The organism is Clostridium sp. AF22-10 (assembly GCF_003478725.1).
Taxonomy (GTDB): domain Bacteria; phylum Bacillota; class Clostridia; order Lachnospirales; family Lachnospiraceae; genus Otoolea; species Otoolea fessa.
Window position 1 is genome coordinate 1 of sequence record NZ_QUFZ01000008.1, and the last position, 16,724, is coordinate 16,724.

13 protein-coding genes, 2 tRNA genes and 1 pseudogene are annotated in these 16,724 nt (G+C 49.4%); 2 read left to right on the forward strand and 14 right to left on the reverse strand.

Annotated elements, in window-relative coordinates:
• Nucleotides 1-236: 236 nt before the first annotated feature.
• The 12 genes from DWX91_RS07280 to DWX91_RS07335 all read right to left on the reverse strand — a co-directional run bounded on the left by DWX91_RS07280 (nt 237) and on the right by DWX91_RS07335 (nt 10,362).
• Nucleotides 237-325, reverse strand: a tRNA-Ser gene (locus DWX91_RS07280).
• Nucleotides 326-369: 44 nt separating this feature from the next.
• Nucleotides 370-455, reverse strand: a tRNA-Ser gene (locus DWX91_RS07285).
• 268 nt (nt 456-723) lie between these two features.
• Nucleotides 724-1,419 (reverse strand): 50S ribosomal protein L1, encoded by a 696-nt coding sequence (rplA, locus tag DWX91_RS07290; protein WP_022359097.1) that lies wholly within the window; start codon nt 1,417-1,419, stop codon nt 724-726.
• Nucleotides 1,420-1,486: 67 nt separating this feature from the next.
• On the reverse strand, nt 1,487-1,912 hold the full coding sequence (gene rplK, locus DWX91_RS07295) for a 50S ribosomal protein L11 (protein ID WP_022359098.1): 426 nt from the start codon (nt 1,910-1,912) through the stop codon (nt 1,487-1,489).
• 69 nt (nt 1,913-1,981) lie between these two features.
• The gene (gene nusG / locus DWX91_RS07300; RefSeq protein ID WP_022359099.1) at nt 1,982-2,500 is read right to left on the reverse strand and encodes a transcription termination/antitermination protein NusG; all 519 of its coding nucleotides are present in this window, start codon (nt 2,498-2,500) and stop codon (nt 1,982-1,984) included.
• Between the two features lie 17 nt (nt 2,501-2,517).
• Entirely contained in the window at nt 2,518-2,721 is a 204-nt protein-coding gene (gene secE, locus DWX91_RS07305) for a preprotein translocase subunit SecE (RefSeq protein WP_022359100.1), read from the reverse strand.
• Nucleotides 2,722-2,779: 58 nt separating this feature from the next.
• A complete protein-coding gene (gene rpmG / locus DWX91_RS07310) occupies nt 2,780-2,944 on the reverse strand; it encodes a 50S ribosomal protein L33 (RefSeq protein WP_207722866.1) in 165 nt (54 codons plus the stop codon).
• A gap of 261 nt (nt 2,945-3,205) precedes the next feature.
• Complete coding sequence (locus tag DWX91_RS07315) at nt 3,206-3,961, reverse strand: YcxB family protein (RefSeq protein ID WP_118538588.1); 756 nt, start codon at nt 3,959-3,961, stop codon at nt 3,206-3,208.
• Between the two features lie 185 nt (nt 3,962-4,146).
• Nucleotides 4,147-4,896, reverse strand: a complete 750-nt coding sequence (locus DWX91_RS07320) for a ComF family protein (RefSeq protein ID WP_022359102.1) — start codon at nt 4,894-4,896, stop codon at nt 4,147-4,149.
• Nucleotides 4,893-7,259, reverse strand: coding sequence for an ATP-dependent RecD-like DNA helicase (locus tag DWX91_RS07325; RefSeq protein ID WP_118538590.1), 2,367 nt, complete (start codon nt 7,257-7,259; stop codon nt 4,893-4,895). Before DWX91_RS07325 ends, DWX91_RS07320 begins: the two co-directional genes overlap by 4 nt.
• A 33-nt stretch (nt 7,260-7,292) precedes the next feature.
• The gene (locus DWX91_RS07330) at nt 7,293-8,294 is read right to left on the reverse strand and encodes a rod shape-determining protein (RefSeq protein ID WP_022359104.1); all 1,002 of its coding nucleotides are present in this window, start codon (nt 8,292-8,294) and stop codon (nt 7,293-7,295) included.
• Between the two features lie 514 nt (nt 8,295-8,808).
• Nucleotides 8,809-10,362, reverse strand: coding sequence for an ABC-F family ATP-binding cassette domain-containing protein (locus tag DWX91_RS07335; RefSeq protein WP_022359105.1), 1,554 nt, complete (start codon nt 10,360-10,362; stop codon nt 8,809-8,811).
• A 329-nt stretch (nt 10,363-10,691) separates the two neighbouring features.
• On the opposite strand from DWX91_RS07335, the pseudogene DWX91_RS07340 reads away from it, so the two are divergent.
• Nucleotides 10,692-11,836 (forward strand): annotated as a pseudogene (locus tag DWX91_RS07340) (hypothetical protein).
• 53 nt (nt 11,837-11,889) lie between these two features.
• On the opposite strand, the gene DWX91_RS07345 reads toward DWX91_RS07340, so the two are convergent.
• Together DWX91_RS07345 and DWX91_RS07350 are read right to left on the reverse strand one after the other, a co-directional pair.
• Nucleotides 11,890-13,626 carry a phospho-sugar mutase gene (locus DWX91_RS07345; RefSeq protein WP_118538592.1) on the reverse strand — a complete coding sequence of 579 codons (1,737 nt, stop codon included), beginning with the start codon at nt 13,624-13,626 and terminating at the stop codon, nt 11,890-11,892.
• A 189-nt stretch (nt 13,627-13,815) separates the two neighbouring features.
• Entirely contained in the window at nt 13,816-14,796 is a 981-nt protein-coding gene (locus DWX91_RS07350; RefSeq protein WP_118523071.1) for a phosphotransferase, read from the reverse strand.
• 414 nt (nt 14,797-15,210) lie between these two features.
• Between DWX91_RS07350 and DWX91_RS07360 the strand changes: the two genes are divergently transcribed.
• On the forward strand, nt 15,211-16,611 hold the full coding sequence (locus DWX91_RS07360; protein ID WP_118538614.1) for an MATE family efflux transporter: 1,401 nt from the start codon (nt 15,211-15,213) through the stop codon (nt 16,609-16,611).
• Nucleotides 16,612-16,724 lie beyond the last annotated feature (113 nt).

The window sequence follows — 16,724 nt, forward strand, 5'->3', positions numbered from 1 at the left end:
ATTCGCTTGGCTAATTTTAACCGTTATTACTGTTGTTTTGGTTCTTCGCAAAATTTGCATTTTGCTCATCGCGTTCAACTCGCTCATGCCTGCAAGCAGTCATGGACTCGTTTTTATCGCGAATGTTCTGAATGTTCTCTTGAACTTCAAGGCTTAACCAAAAGCCTTTGTTCTTAGAATTTTCAGGGTTTTACATACTGTTCAGTTTTCAAGGTTCCTGATGCTTTCGCATCGAACGCAGAAGGAGGGATTTGAACCCTCGCGCCGCTACTAACGACCTACTCCCTTTCCAGGGGAGCCCCTTCAACCTCTTGGGTACTTCTGCAGGTTGATTTTCATATCTTATGAAATTAATAACCGTTTTTGAAACGGAGAGAGTGGGATTCGAACCCACGCGCCCTTTCGGACAAACGGTTTTCAAGACCGCCTCGTTATGACCGCTTCGATATCTCTCCAAAAATGTGCTTAACCATTATATAATGGGTATTCATTTTTGTCAAGGACTTTTTCACTTTCTTTTTGAAAGTTTTCACAATCACCTGTGCGTCTTGACTCTTTAATTTTCGTTTCCGCTTTCTCAGCGGCAACAGAACATATTTTATCACTACTAAAGTATAAAGTCAACTGTTTTTTTGACTTTATTTATATTTTTTCGACAATCGAAAAAAAGAGGACGAAAGACCCAAAAGTCCCTCATCCTCTTGATTCTATAACGTCTTCTGATTAGCCAATCAGCTTACCTACGTTCAGCTTAACGCCCGGGCCCATGGTAGAAGTCATGGTTACGCTCTTTAAGTAAGCGCCCTTTAAGGTAGCTGGTTTTGCCTTCAGGATAGCGTCAATAAGCGTCTGGAAGTTGTCCGCTAACTGCTCCTCTGTGAAGGAAGCTTTACCTACTGGCACGTGGATAATGTTAGTCTTATCAAGTCTGTACTCGATCTTACCGGCTTTGATATCATTGATAGCTTTGGTTACATCCATAGTAACAGTACCAGCCTTCGGGTTCGGCATTAAGCCCTTCGGTCCAAGTACACGACCAAGACGTCCTACAACGCCCATCATGTCCGGAGTAGCTACTACTACGTCGAAGTCTAACCATCCCTCGTTCTGGATCTTCGGGATCAGCTCCTCAGCGCCTACGAAATCTGCGCCTGCAGCCTGAGCCTCTTCTGCCTTCGGTCCCTTAGCAAATACAAGGATACGAACGGTCTTACCAGTTCCGTGCGGCAGTACAACTGCACCACGGATCTGCTGATCAGCATGACGGCCGTCACAACCAGTTCTGATATGAAGTTCTACGGTTTCATCGAATTTAGCACCTGCAGCCTTCTTCACGATGGAGATGGCATCTGCAGCTTCATAAAGGCTTGCGCGATCTACTAATTTAGCAGCCTCTACGTATCTTTTTCCTCTTTTCATTATAAAAAACCTCCTAGTGGTATTGTCGGGGAATTCCCTCCCACGTTACTGATAAACATCCCGAAAATTACTCGGCAACTGTGATACCCATACTTCTTGCTGTACCAGCGATCATGCTCATAGCAGCTTCAAGGCTTGCTGCATTTAAGTCAGGCATCTTTAATTCTGCGATCTTCTGCAGATCCTCTTTCGAGATGCTAGCTACCTTAGTCTTGTTCGGTGTAGCGGAACCGGATTTAATCTTGCAAGCTTTCTTTAACAAAACGGCAGCCGGCGGAGTCTTTGTGATGAAGCTGAAGCTTCTGTCAGCATATACAGTAATAACAACCGGGATGATCATATCGCCCTGGTCTGCTGTCTTAGCGTTGAACTCTTTCGTGAACTGTACGATGTTTACACCGTGCTGTCCAAGAGCCGGACCTACTGGCGGAGCTGGTGTAGCCTTTCCAGCAGGAATCTGTAATTTAATATATCCTGTAACTTTCTTTGCCATTGTTGGCACCTCCTATAAATTGTGGTAATTGCGGGGATTTCCCTCCCACAGGCTCATAAATGAACCTCTTTACATCATCTTCTTGATCTCTGTGAAGTTCAGTTCAACCGGTGTCTCACGGCCAAACAGTTCTACACGAATCGTCAGGGTCTGTCTTTCCTCGTTGATGGACTCGATAACACCAACGGTATCCTTCCATGCCCCTGTCGTTACAACAACCGTGTCGCCGACCTCAAAGTCAACAACAACGCCGGTTTCCTTAAATCCGAGACCGGCCATCTCCTCTTCCGTCAAAGGAACCGGTTTGGAGCCCGGACCAACAAACCCGGTCACTCCGCGGGTGTTGCGTACTACGTACCAGGTATCATCATTCATAACCATGTTGATCAGTACGTATCCGGGAAACATCTTCTTGGCAACCTGTTTATTGGCTCCATTCTTGACTTCGATAACTTCCTGCATCGGCACGGAAACCTCTAAGATCTGATCCTGAAGGTTCCGGTTCTCGATCGTCTTTTCGATGTCAACCTTTACTTTGTTTTCATAGCCGGAATAAGTATGCACTACATACCAATTTGCTTCTGCCATATTTCTCACCTTTGCCTTTACATAACGAAGTGCAGTCCAAACACGATTGCCGTGTCAAGAGCCGCAATGATAAGTCCCAGCGCAACGGAAACGGCGATGACCGCTCCAGTCTGCTTCGTAACTGTCTCTTTGTCAGGCCAGATGATCCTTTTGTACTCAGCTTTTAGACCTTTCCAGAAACTCTTTTTAGGAGCTTTTTTGGTATTTTCTGTATCACCCATTTTTGTCCTCCAAAGCGCTCAGGCAGATGCCCGATCGCGCAGAACCAACCAGTTACTCTTACTTCGTCTCTTTGTGTAACGTGTGTGTCTTACAGAATCTGCAGTACTTTTTGGTTTCCATTCTGTCCGGATGAGTTTTCTTATCCTTGGTCATGTTGTAATTGCGCTGCTTGCATTCTGTGCATGCCAGTGTAATTCTTGTACGCACAACTTCCACCTCCATTTTTCTTAGTATGCGATCTTTCCACTCTCCAACCGGAAATCTGGTTTTTGAGCATAAAAAAAAGACCTATGTTCTTCCATTCGCCCGTCTACTATATCATAAAAGAAGCGGCGCGTCAAGCAATAACTTGCCGACATTCGCCGCCTCTTTTATATTATAGATATCATTTTCACTTAGTGCAGGCTGGAACCAGATTCTGCCCGCGCCTCGTATTTCACATTATCAGGACTTACAATGATGCTATAAAACAATCAGAAACGTTTACTCATCGGTTTCTTCCTCATCTGCCGCCTGGCTTCCGATAAAATGCGCCATTTTTCCAATCTTACCCATATGGCTTGTATCCACGCGGGTGATCTCCGGCTCATCAGCTTCCACAACATCATCCTCAAGCGCGGCGTTCTGATGCAGGGCGCCGCCCTCCTGATTCTCCGCATTTTCCGGATTTTTTGTCACGGATGGATATTCTTCCGGGTTTTCCTTGGCATCCGCAAGCTTTTCATTCATGAATGTCTCAAACAGCTTTTGCTCTTCCTCGCTGGAAAATGCCGACTTGGCGATAAACTGCCAGGTTTTCTCGTTCGTCTCAAGCAGATACATCCGCTCAATCTCAACCATCTGCTCAATGTCGCTGTAGCTGTAAGTCTTGGTCATCTCCTGTGCCGCAACCGTCATGGTCAGTGTCTTCTCATCCAGCGTCAGATGTACGACTGGGAAATTGCCCGTCTTTTCCAAATTTTTAAGTCCGCTCCGTTTCCAGATCATCCGCTCCTGGTTCTGGTTTGAAATCATGTAAAACATGCCGATGCCGACCAGCACCGCTATCACGATGGACGGTACAAGAAGAACCAGATTGCCCTTTGCCTGCATCACATTTTTTCCCAGAAAGAGAGCTAAAAATGCGACATATAAGAGTGCCGACACCATCTTCATTTTCTTGGACTCATGCTTAAGCACGTTCCAGTGAATCCAGTTTTTATAATCTTCCTTTTCCAGGCGATATTCAAATTCCTGCATTCTTTTTACTCCTTTTCTTTCTTACTTGAAATCTCCCCCGCATTCCTTCCGTCTCCTGAACCTCTTTTTGCCTCTCCCGCAAACTTTTAGATTCAAATGCTTTCTACTATTCTTTTCATCCAGAAATGCCGGAGTATTTCCACTTATAAGGCTTCCCTCTGCCTATCTTCTCTATCATATCCACTTTAGCGTCCTTGTCCAATACAAACGGCAAAAAAACAGACTTTTTCAATCCCCGCAGACAGAAGCGCCCGGGTACACGCTTCCGCCGTGCTTCCGGTCGTATAAATATCATCCACGAGAAGCACGTTTTGCACACCACTTGCCCGGATTGCCTCCGCATCTGCCTGAAACGCCTGCTGTAAATTCCGGAGCCGTTCATCTGGATTCAGCTCTTTCAGGGGTTCTGTATTTCGTATCCGATATAAAAATTCCGGGCACACCGGCATTTCCAGCCGCTCGCCCATCCGCTTTGCCAGAACCTCCGCCTGATTGAAACCGCGTTTCCGTTTCCGCGCCGGGTGGACCGGAACGGGAACCAGACCGTCAAACTGCCACTCCTCCCGATTTTCATACTGCCTCAGCTTTTCCGCTGCAGCTTCGGCATAAAAATCGAGATATTCCCTCTTATTTTTATATTTAACCGCTGCCATCGAGCGCGCAGCTTCCTCCGTATAGTTAAAGAGTGCCATCCCACGTGCAAATGACCGGCGATGTTTCACACAGTCTGGACAATATTCGATTTCTTCACTCCAAACTTCTTTTCCACATTTCTGACAAACCGGCGATTTGACAGGCGAAAGCCTCAAAAGACACGAAGGACAGATAAGCCTGCCCTTCGGCGTCACGATCTCCCCGCAGACCGGGCAGCGCCTTGGATATAGCGCATCCAGAGCGGCGCGGGGGAATTGATTCCATTTTATATTTTTTATCACAATGTCTCCATAATTTCTTCAATGCGGTCGCGCAGTCCCGAATAGCGCTTCTGTTCCATCGCATTGTCCACCATCTGCTGAAACACATACGGGACACCGACCAGGCAGACACAGGCTCTTGCCCTTGTAACCGCCGTGTAAATCAGATTCCGCGTCATCAGCATCTGCGGTCCGCTCCAAACCGGAATCACGACCGCCGGATACTCGCTTCCCTGCGACTTGTGGATCGTGATCGCATATGCCAATTCCAGCTCCTCCAGCTGCTTGAAGCTGTACTCGACACGTTTTCCCTCATCATACTCCACGGTTACCAGCTCCGCAAAGGTATTGATCTCGCGGATACGCCCAAGATCCCCGTTGAACACGCCGGCTCCCTTGTCCACCGGGATGCCGCTGCGGTTGTAGGAAGTCCACTCAATCTGGTAATTGTTCTTGATCTGCATGACCTTGTCGCCCACACGAAACGTCGTCTCGCCATACTCTTTTTCCGCCTTTTCTGCCGATGGCGGATTTAAAAATTCCTGCAAAATGGAATTTAACCGTATCGATCCCAGCACTCCCTTCCGCATCGGCGTCATGACCTGTACCTCAAACAAATCGGCATGGACGTAATTCGGCAGTTTTTCACGTACCAGCGTGATCATTGCATTGATGATCGCATTCGGATCATCACGCTTTATAAAGAGGAAATCTCTGCTTGACTTTCCGATCGGAATGCGCTCTCCGGCGTTGATGCGGTGGGCGTTGACGATAATATCGCTCTGCGCCGCCTGCCGGAAAATCCGGGTTAGCTTTACCACATGGAAACACTCTGACTCGATGATATCACGCAGGACATTGCCCGGTCCGACGCTCGGAAGCTGATCCACATCACCTACCAGAATCAGACGCGTGCCGACATTGACCGCCCGGAGCAGCGAATGCATCAGATTGATATCCACCATCGACATTTCATCGATAATGATGACATCAGCTTCCAGCGGATTGTCCTCGTTCCGCTCAAAATGCATCGAAGTCGTCCGGCTCTTCTCATCCTCCTCTGGCATTCCCGTCAGCTCTAACAGGCGGTGAATCGTCTTCGCCTCATAGCCTGTCGCCTCGGTCATCCTTTTTGCTGCGCGTCCGGTCGGGGCTGCCAGCAGGATATCCATGTCGCCCTTTTCAAAATACCGGATGATCGTGTTGATCGTCGTCGTTTTTCCGGTACCCGGGCCTCCCGTGATTACCAAAAGTCCGCAGTTGACCGCCTCAATCACCGCGCGGATCTGCAGTTCATCCAGCTCGATCTGTTCCTCTTTCTGGATGACTGCCAGACTTTTCCGAATCTGTTCTTCCGATTCGGAACCAGTGATGTTTAAGTCGTGCAGCATGCGGGCGGTGTTTAGCTCGGTATAATAGTAGTGTGATGCATAAACGGCGCGTTCCGGGGCGTTTGCTATATTTGATACATTTGATGCATTCGGTTCACCCAAAACATCTGGCTGCGGCTGCATCTGCCCCGACACTGCCGATTCCGCCTGAACGAAAACATCCATTTCTGCTGTTTTCTGCTGTTTCCTCTCCCGGAGCACCAGCCGTTTATCCATCTGCATATCCATCAGATGCTTGTCAATCTCGGAAATCTCAACCTGTAGAAGCTTTGCCGCCCGATCCGCCAGCTCGTCCTCCGGCAGGTATGTGTGCCCGTTCGCCGTCGCCTGATAGAGTGTATACAGGATGCCGCTCTTGATGCGGAAATCCGAATCTGCCACGATTCCTATCTTCGCCGCAATCTCGTCTGCCATCTTAAAACCGACGCCCGGAATATCGTCCGCCAGCTTATACGGATTGTTCTGGAGAATCGTGTACATTGCCGGACCGTATTCCTGGTAGATTTTAACCGCCAGATTGATGGAAATGCCATAATTTTGCAGAAACATCATCGCCTGGCGCATATCGCGCTTTTCCTCGACCTGTTCACCGATGGACATCGCCATTTTTTCACTGATTCCCTTGACCTCCGCGAGGCGTTCCGGCTCTTCTTCCATGATGCGGAATGTGTCCGCCTTAAATTTTTTAACAATCCTGGAAGCTAAAGCAGCCCCGACGCCTTTGATGGCGCCGGAGCCTAAATATCGTTCCATGGAAACAGTATCCTCAGGCGCTTTCAGCTCATAGCTTTCCACCGCCATCTGTTCCCCGTAAATCGGATGCTCGGTCATACGCCCGCTTGCCTCGATCATCTCGCCCTCTGCGATGTAGGAAAAAGTGCCAACCAGCACATATTCCTCCCCGTCGTCCAAGCCGCTGATAGAGAGAACCGTATAGCCATTGTCCTCATTGCGGTATTTTATTTTTTCAATATATCCTTTAACTGCTGCCATATTTTTATGCTATCCGCCTTCCGGCGGTTCTCTTTAATCGTAGTTTTTCTTCTCACCGTGTGCGAACTCGATAAACTTACCAGTTCCGATCGCAACTGCGGTCAGCGGATCCTCTGCGATCATCGTGGAAATGCCAGTTTTCTCCTCGATCAGGGCATCCAGACCGCTTAACAGTGCGCCGCCGCCTGTCAGTACGATACCACGGTCAAAAATGTCGGCTGCCAATTCCGGAGGCGTCCGCTCGAGTACGTTGTGAACGGCATCTACGATCTGGAGTGCCGGCTCGCGCAGCGCTTCCAGCGTCTCGTCGGATGTGACAACGATCGTCTTCGGAAGTCCGGTAACCAGATTTCGTCCGCGCACTTCCATTGTGATTACCTCCGGACGGCGGTATGCCGCACCGATATTTATCTTGATCTCCTCAGCGGTTCTCTCACCGATCAAAAGATTGTGTTTCTTTCTCATGTAACGGACCAGTGCCTCGTCGAAGTCATCACCAGCCACTTTAATAGAAGTGCTGACTACGGTACCGCCCAGAGAAATAACGGCGATATCTGCCGTACCACCACCAATATCTACGATCATGTTGCCGCACGCCTTGGAAATATCGATACCAGCGCCGATCGCAGCTGCTACCGGCTCCTCGATGATCGAAACCTCGCGTGCGCCAGCCTGATAAGTCGCATCCTCAACCGCCTTGCGCTCTACCTCGGTCGCACCGCTCGGGATGCAGACGCTGATACGCGGCTTGCGGAGTGTCTTCTTGCCGACTGCCTTGTTGATGAAATATTTCATCATCTTCTCTGTCACTGTATAATCTGAAATAACCCCCTGGCGCAACGGACGGACCGCTACGATATTGCCAGGGGTTCTGCCGATCATCAGGCGGGCTTCCTCGCCGATCGCCATGATCTTATTCGTATCCCGATCGATCGCCACTACGGACGGCTCTTTCAGTACGACACCTTTTCCCTTGATATATACAAGGATGCTGGCTGTACCCAGATCGATACCAATATCATTGGACATCAACATAGTTGTTTTCCTCCTGCTCTGAATATGCACTCTTGAGTACATAAATCTATGAGTTTCATTGTATTTTATCTTCTTTATTTCAGCTTTTTTCGCTGCCATCCAGCCCGCGCATTGTTTTAGAGCGGACTATACCACTTACTATTATATACAACTTTCGATTCTTTTGAAAGAGGTTTTTATTTTTTTATGGACTTTATATTTTTTTTATGAAAGGGACATATTTTAGTCACAAGTTTCTCCTATAATACAAGTATGTTATCCGAAAGGGTAACAGGCCTTTGTTTCAAGTGTTACTTGAAATAAAAAAGCTTTTTCATACTCATACCGGACGATACAAATCGTCCGGCCCCCCTAAGCCAATTTCTTTTTTATATATACCTACCATTCCCAATTTAAGAAAAACAGGAACGCCGTCGGACTCTCAGCCGATGCGTTCCTGTTTTTTGTCAGTGCCGGACACCTAAAAAAAGGGCTCTATACTGAATGTTGGGGTACGCTGAAAAACATTTTTTTCTTATATTTTCAGACTCCACTCACTGCAGTCCCAGACCTTCGTTGCGAATCCCTCATAGAAATCCGGTTCATGGCAGATCAGAAGGATATTTCCTTTGTACGCCGCCAGCGCACGCTTTAACTCCTCCTTCGCCTCAACGTCCAGATGGTTCGTCGGCTCGTCGAGAAGCAGAAGGTTCGTCTCGCGGTTGATCAGCTTACACAGGCGCACTTTTGCCTGCTCGCCACCGCTGAGCACGCGCACCTGGCTCTCGATGTGCTGGGTCGTCAGACCGCATTTTGCCAGTGCAGAACGCACCTGGTACTGGGTGTAGGACGGAAATTCTTTCCAGATCTCATCGATGCAGGTCGTCGTATTGCCCGGCGCCATCTCCTGTTCGAAATAGCCGATGGAGAGATAATCGCCCAGCGTCACCTTGCCGGACACTGCTGGAATCAAACCTAAAATACTCTTTAAAAGCGTCGTCTTTCCAATTCCGTTGGCACCGACCATCGCAATCTTCTCGCCGCGCTCCATATAGAGGTTCAGCGGACGGGACAGGGGCTCGTCGTAACCGATCACCAGATCCTCCGTCTCAAAAATACATTTTCCGGAGGCTCTCGCCTCTAGGAAGTTGAACTCTGGCTTCGGTTTTTCCTTCGCCAGTTCGATCACATCCATTTTATCCAGCTTTTTCTGGCGGGACATCGCCATATTTCGCGTGGAAACACGCGCTTTATTGCGTGCCACAAAATCCTGCAGCTGCGCGATCTCCTGCTGCTGACGCTTATACGCTGCCTCGAGCTGCGCTTTCTTCGCCTCGTGCACCTCGAGAAACTTGTCGTAATCGCCCACATAGCGGTCAAGCCGCTGATTTTCCATATGATAAATGATATTTACTACGCTATTTAAGAACGGAACATCGTGTGAAATCAGGATGAACGCATTTTCATATTCCTGCAAATACCGTTTCAGCCACTCGATGTGCTGCACATCCAGATAGTTCGTCGGCTCGTCCAGCAACAAGATATCTGGCTTTTCCAGAAGCAATTTCCCGAGCAGTACCTTCGTTCTCTGTCCGCCGCTCAAATCCGTTACATCGCGGTCCAGACCGATATCGGTCAGCCCCAGCGCACGTCCGACTTCCTCCACCTTCGCATCGATGGAATAAAAATCGTGGTTCATCAGAAGATCCTGGATCGTTCCCAGCTCTTCCATCATCACGTTCATCTCATCCTCCGATGCCTCGCCCAGATGGTCGCAGATTTCATTCATCTGCACTTCCAGCTCAAACAGGAAGGAAAATGCGCTCTTCAAAACCTCGCGGATCGTCATGCCTTTTTCCAGCACCGTGTGCTGATCCAGATAGCCGACGCGCACCCGCTTTGACCACTCTACTTTTCCCTCGTCCGGCTGCATATGCCCGGTAATAATATTCATAAACGTCGATTTACCCTCGCCGTTCGCACCGATCAGACCGATGTGCTCACCCTTTAACAGGCGGAACGAAACATCCTGAAAAATCGCCCGGTCACCAAAACCGTGGCTTAAATGTTCTACATTCAGTATACTCACGTGTGTACCTCTCCTATTTTTCTTTTTATTGTAAATTGTTTGTATTTGTTGAATTGTTCTTTGTTTTTCTGCAAATTTTATCCTGGAAAACAACTCCACTTCATATAAGATTTGCTTTCTGTACGTCTGCCTGCTGTCTGTGGCAAAGCTGACTTCGATTTATTGTACACGAAGCGTGCTTTTGTGGCAAGCGGAGATTTTGGAATTATCTTTTTTCACCCAGATGCCTTGAACTTTTCTAGATTTATATAGTAAGATAAGAAACAACTTCATTTTAGATACGTTTTTCAACCAATGAGAAAATGACTTAATTTTCTAAAGGAGGTTTTATGTATACCTATACCTGGTACCAATGGCTAGCTTTTTTCTATGTATACTGCTTTTTAGGGTGGATTTTCGAATCGACTTATGTTTCCCTGAAACAGAAACGGCTCGTCAACCGCGGATTTCTGCGGCTTCCGATGCTGCCGCTCTACGGTTCCGGCGCGGTGATGATGCTCTGGGTGTCCCTGCCGGTGCGGGACAGCCTGCCGCTCGTCTATATTTCCGGTTTTATCGCCGCCACGGCGCTTGAATATGTCACCGGCGCGTCATGGAACGCCTATTCAAGGTCCGCTACTGGGATTACAGCAGCCAGCCGTTCCAGCTGCACGGCTATATCTGCCTGAGTTCCTCGATCGCATGGGGATTTCTGACGATCCTTATGACCGATGTCATCCATGATCCGATCGCCCGCACTGTGCTTACGGTTCCTCCGGTTATCCTGCTCATCTGCGATTTCGTCATCAGCGTCCTTTTCACCGCCGATGCTTACGAATCCATCAAGGCAGCCCTGGCTCTGGGTCATACGCTGGAAGCTATGACAAAGCTCAAAGCCGATATCGAAGAGCTCCAGTCCAAGATCGAGCTGCTGCGTGAGGAAGCCATTGAGCGCGGCGCCCTGACCCGTGAAGAAACAGCCGAAAAACTGGCAGCCGCCCAGGCAGAAGCCGCCCGCAGACTTGCCGCCGTCCGCAGTGACGCCGAAGAACGCCTGGCAACCGCACGCGCCGAGACTGCCAGACAACTGCAGGCGGCTGCCACCGAACACAAAGAGCGCCTGGCTGAGACCAAGGCACTCGCCGAAAAACGCCTGTCCGATGTTCGAGAAGAAACCACCTCCCGCATCGAAGCTGCCAAAGCAGGAAACGCAGAACGCATCGAAGCTGCCAAACAGCGCGTCAACGAGCGCATTGCCGAAGTCCGCACCGAAGTCGATGCCCGCATCGCCTTCGACAACCGCCTCACCCGCCTGAGCACCCGGTTAGAAGAACTCAAACACCGCCGCCAGTCCCTGCGCCCGGCTAAAAAGCTCCATGCCTTCTACCGCCGCGGGCTGCTGAGAGGAAATCCTACTGCGGTTTCGTCGAAATTTGCAGCGGCGTTGAAAGAATTAAAAGAACAAAATAGCACAAAAATAGGACCTTTCGCATGAACGAATGGTCCTATTTCTTTTAGGAACTTATTTCACATCTTCTTTTTATTTTTCTACAGCAGTCCATTGACAATCGCCATCACAGACTCGCCTACCTTCTCTGATTTCGCTGCCGCGTCTTCCAGGGAGGTACCTTTCACGCCGTAGTAGAACTTGATCTTCGGCTCGGTTCCAGACGGGCGGACGCAGAGCCATGCGTTGTCTTCCAGTTCGTAGTAAAGAACATTGGAGGATGGAAGTCCGGTCGGTTTTACCTCGCCGGTTGCCAGATCCTTGACGGTATCTGCCTTGTAATCGCGGACAGCCAGCACTTTATGTCCGGCAAAATCGGACGGTGTGTGGGCGCGGAAATATTCCATGATCTCCTGAATCTTTGCCAGTCCCTCGATGCCCTTTAAGCCGATGGACTTCACTTCATCTTTATAATAGCCGTATTTCTCGTACATCTCGACCATCGCATCCCACAGCGTCATGCCTTTTTCCTTGTAATAAGCAGCCGCCTCGCAGAGTGCTGCGGTTGCGGAAATGGCATCTTTATCGCGTGCGTATGTACCGATCAGACAGCCATAGCTCTCTTCCATGCCAAACAGATAGGTTCCTTTGCCTTCCTGCTCATTTTTGAGAACCTGTTTGCCGATCCACTTAAATCCGGTCAGAACCTCGATGAGCTCTGCGCCGTAATTCTTCGCAACTGCATCTACCAGATTCGTCGTAACGATGGATTTAACAACCTGTCCATCTGCCGGAATCTTGCCGTTTGCCTGTTTCTGGCTGAGCACATACTCGCAGAGCAGGGAGCCGGACATATTGCCGGTCAGCGGAATGTATTCGCCGGACTTGGTATCTTTGACATACACGCCCAGACGATCGGCATCCGGATCGGTTGCCAGAACGAGGTCTGCATTTTTCTCTTTTGCCAGAGCCAGTCCCAATTCAAATGCTTCCTTTGCCTCCGGGTTCGGATAGCTGACGGTCGGGAAATCGCCGTCTGGAAGCTCCTGCTGCGGAACCACATATACATGGGTAAATCCAAGCTCTTTCATCACACGGCGTGCCGGGATATTGCCCGTGCCGTGAAGCGGTGTATACACGATCGTGATCTGATCCTGCATGCGGTCAATCGCGCCCTGATTGACTACCTGTGCCTTGACCTGTGCAATATATTTGTCGTCAATCGCTGCACCGATGATCTCGTAGAGTCCTTTTGCCTTTGCCTCTTGTGCTCCCATCGTCTTAACGGTGGAAAGATCGGTGATCGCCATAACTTCCTCAGTCACACCCTTGTCATGCGGCGGTGTAAACTGTGCGCCGTCCTCCCAGTAAACCTTGTAGCCGTTGTACTCCGGCGGGTTGTGGCTGGCAGTGATGTTGATGCCGGCGATGCAGCCACGCTCGCGGACTGCAAAGGAAAGCTCCGGCGTCGGGCGCAGCGTCTCGAACCGGTACGCCTTGATGCCATTTGCCGCCAGTGTCAGCGCTGCTTCCTCGGCAAATTCCGGGGACATATGACGGGAGTCAAATGCGATCGCCACGCCTTTTGCCGCGCCGCCCTGCTTGATGATGTAATTTGCCAGTCCCTGGGTCGCACGGCGGACGGTGTAGATATTCATCCGGTTAATACCTGCACCGATGATGCCGCGCAGTCCTGCCGTACCAAACTCCAAATCCATATAGAAACGCTCTTTAATCTCATTTTCATCGCCCTCAATGGCGCGTAATTCCTCTTTCGTTGCCTCGTCAAAGTATGGATTTTCCAGCCATTCTTTGTAAATCGTCATGTAATCCTTCATGATTCACTTACCCCCTACTTTCTTCTAGGATGACTTTCTTTTCCTCCATTATAGTATAATTATTCTGAAAAATAAAGAGAATTTCGGTTACTATTCTTTGTCTTTATTTTTTCTCTTTTCAAAGTTTCTCCATGATGTATCGAATACGCTTAACCAAAGAATTTATATGCATATGTAAATCAACATTTCTTATCGGATTGCCTCAAGAAAGAGGTTCCGCGCCGTCTGCTGTTCTTCCAGCTTCTGCAGTTTTTCAATGCTGCGGACTGGAATCCACGCCTTGCCTGCATTATAATAAAAATTTAACTGTTTCCAGTATTTTTCCGGATATAAAAACAGGTAATAGAGGTATGTCCGCTCCTGTGCATTCAACGGCAGAATACGATCATACGTCTCCAGCAGCCGCATCCCCAGACGCAAATCCCAGCCATGCTTTTCCAATATTTTGCGCGTAAAATGATACAGGTCTTCGACCTGGACGCCCCGGTGCATCCGGTTAAATTCAATCACCGCCATCTCATTTTCTTCTGCCAATAAAATATGGTGCTGGTTCAGATCCCCGTGACACAAATAGTTTTCCGGCTCGCCGTCCTGCTCGATCTGCGCTTTCAGCCCGCCTGCTGCTTCCTGCGCCTGCTCATAAAAGATGGCAAAGCTTCCGCTGACTGCCCTCTCAAAATCCGATTTACGCCGTTTTTTCCGGATATAATTCCGCGTACGGACAAGTTCCCGGTTGTGGCGCTCCATCTCCGCCACCGCCGGACGCGTGAGAATTGACCCCAGATTCCACGACTCATCGATCGCAATGCCGCGCAATGTCCGGTGCAGCTTCGCGATCTGCCCGACCGCCCGGACTACCTCCGCCTCGCTCTGCACACTGCACTCGCGCCCGGAAAACCATTCCTTCACAACACACCGCGTTCCATCCTCCGCCACCGACAAAAGCTCGCCCTCCCGGTTCCGCATATACTGATCGGTCCGGCATGTTTTCTGATTTTGCAGAACATTCATGATTTGTTCTTCAAATTCAAGACGTTTGACGGTCCCCTTATATTCCCGGAGGAGTTTTAACCCCTGACTCGTCTCGCAGATCCACGCGCCTCTTCCACGGCGCTTCGACTGCACTTCCAGTTCATACTGTTCCAGCACCTCGGTTGTTCTCTCGTTCACAACTTCCCCCTCCTGCCTCTATCCGACTGCCCGCCTTTCCATTTCCCAAAAGAATGTGGACAGCATATTTTCACGCCGGGCCACAGCTGCTGACAGCTATGTTAATTGCAACATTCACACGATTATGCAAATATGCACATCAGACACCCAGCCTGCTACTCCTAACCTATGAGAGGGGGCTTACAAATATGCTTATGCATAAATATCGCAGATTTGAAACACAGTGCACAAACTATCACACACAATCGCCAATGTGGAGTGATTACGAAATTCTGTTCATTGCCATCATTTTAACGGTATGTTACAATGATTCACGTTGGGATAAAAAAGCGGTCTGGCTATTTGTCCCAACAATCAGGCAAAAAATCAAATAATATATTTTACTGTAAATGAAAAGGAGGGCTCTCTTTGTCCATACAATCCGCTCATCGTTCCAACGATGAAAATACGCGCCCGCATTCAGGCGCAGCATCATCCCGTGAAGCTGATCTCGGCAGTGCGCCGATCGGGGCACTTCTTTTTAAACTGGCGCTCCCGGCAATTGCCGCACAGATCATCAACGTTCTCTATAACATGGTTGACCGCATGTACATCGGCCATATCCCGGACATCGGTCCCAGCGCCCTGACCGGCGTCGGCGTCACAATGCCGATTATCATGTGCATTTCCGCTTTTGCCGCGCTCGCCGCCATGGGCGGTGCCCCGCAGGCGTCGATCCTGATGGGAAAAGGCAACAAGGATTCCGCTGAAAAGGTACTCGGCAACTGTACCTTCATGCTGACCGTCATTTCGCTCGTCCTGACCGCCCTGTTTCTTGGCTTTGGGCGCCCGATCCTCCTGATGTTCGGCGCCAGTGAGAAGACGATTCTCTACGCCTGGAACTACATGAAAATCTACGTCTGCGGCACTTTCTTCGTCCAGATGGCGCTCGGACTCAATGCCTTTATCAACGCACAGGGTTATGCCAAAACCGGCATGATTACCGTTGCCATCGGCGCTCTCTGCAACATCATCCTCGATCCGCTCTTTATCTTCGGACTGCATCTGGATGTGCGCGGTGCGGCACTTGCAACCATCCTTTCACAGGGTATTTCCTGTATCTGGATTCTGCGTTTTCTGACTGGAACGCATAGTACCCTGCGGATACGGCTCCGCAACCTGCGCCCGCAGAAGAAATTTATCCTGCCATGCCTGGCGCTCGGACTGGCGCCGTTTATCATGCAGTTTACAGAAAGTGCACTGTCCATCAGCTTTAACACCAGCCTGTTGAAATATGGCGGCGATACCGCGGTCGGCGCGATGACGATTCTTTCCAGCGTCATGCAGTTTTCCATGCTGCCGCTGCAGGGGCTCACACAGGGCGCGCAGCCGATCATCAGCTTTAACTATGGAGCAAAAAATATCGACCGTGTGAAAAAAGCGTTTCACCTGCTTCTGCGCTCGGCAGCCTGCTATTCCACCTTGCTCTGGCTCTTATGTATGCTGGTTCCGCAGATTTTTATTTCCATCTTTACCAGCGACGCAGACCTTGCCAGCTATACCATCTGGGCGCTCCGGATCTATATGGCAGCTTCCCTGCTCTTTGCCGTCCAGCTCGCCTGCCAGCAGACTTTTATTGCCCTTGGAAATGCGAAAACATCCGTCTTTCTGGCATTGCTCCGGAAAGTACTGCTTTTGATTCCGCTGATCTTTATCCTGCCGCATTTCGTTTCAAATCCGGTATTCGGCGTATTCGTGGCAGAACCGGTGGCAGATACGATTGCGGTGGCGACGACGGCGGCGCTGTTTTTCAGGGAGTATAAGAAATTGGGATAACCCTTTTAATCATCCTCTGATTGAAACTATTGTTGTTAAAAAAGCAAAAGGAAAAGAGACAAAATCGTTTGTCCGGCTTGTCCTGCCGGTTCCAAACGATTTTGCCTCTTTTC

What these genes read in the sequence shown, in the direction of transcription:
- rplA (WP_022359097.1), bottom strand. Translation starts at nt 1,419, where the DNA reads ATGAAAAGAGGAAAAAGATACGTAGAGGCTGCTAAATTAGTAGATCGC.
- rplK (WP_022359098.1), bottom strand. Translation starts at nt 1,912, where the DNA reads ATGGCAAAGAAAGTTACAGGATATATTAAATTACAGATTCCTGCTGGA.
- nusG (WP_022359099.1), bottom strand. Translation starts at nt 2,500, where the DNA reads ATGGCAGAAGCAAATTGGTATGTAGTGCATACTTATTCCGGCTATGAA.
- secE (WP_022359100.1), bottom strand. Translation starts at nt 2,721, where the DNA reads ATGGGTGATACAGAAAATACCAAAAAAGCTCCTAAAAAGAGTTTCTGG.
- rpmG (WP_207722866.1), bottom strand. Translation starts at nt 2,944, where the DNA reads ATGGAGGTGGAAGTTGTGCGTACAAGAATTACACTGGCATGCACAGAA.
- DWX91_RS07315 (WP_118538588.1), bottom strand. Translation starts at nt 3,961, where the DNA reads ATGCAGGAATTTGAATATCGCCTGGAAAAGGAAGATTATAAAAACTGG.
- DWX91_RS07325 (WP_118538590.1), bottom strand. Translation starts at nt 7,259, where the DNA reads ATGGCAGCAGTTAAAGGATATATTGAAAAAATAAAATACCGCAATGAG.
- DWX91_RS07330 (WP_022359104.1), bottom strand. Translation starts at nt 8,294, where the DNA reads ATGTTGATGTCCAATGATATTGGTATCGATCTGGGTACAGCCAGCATC.
- DWX91_RS07345 (WP_118538592.1), bottom strand. Translation starts at nt 13,626, where the DNA reads ATGAAGGATTACATGACGATTTACAAAGAATGGCTGGAAAATCCATAC.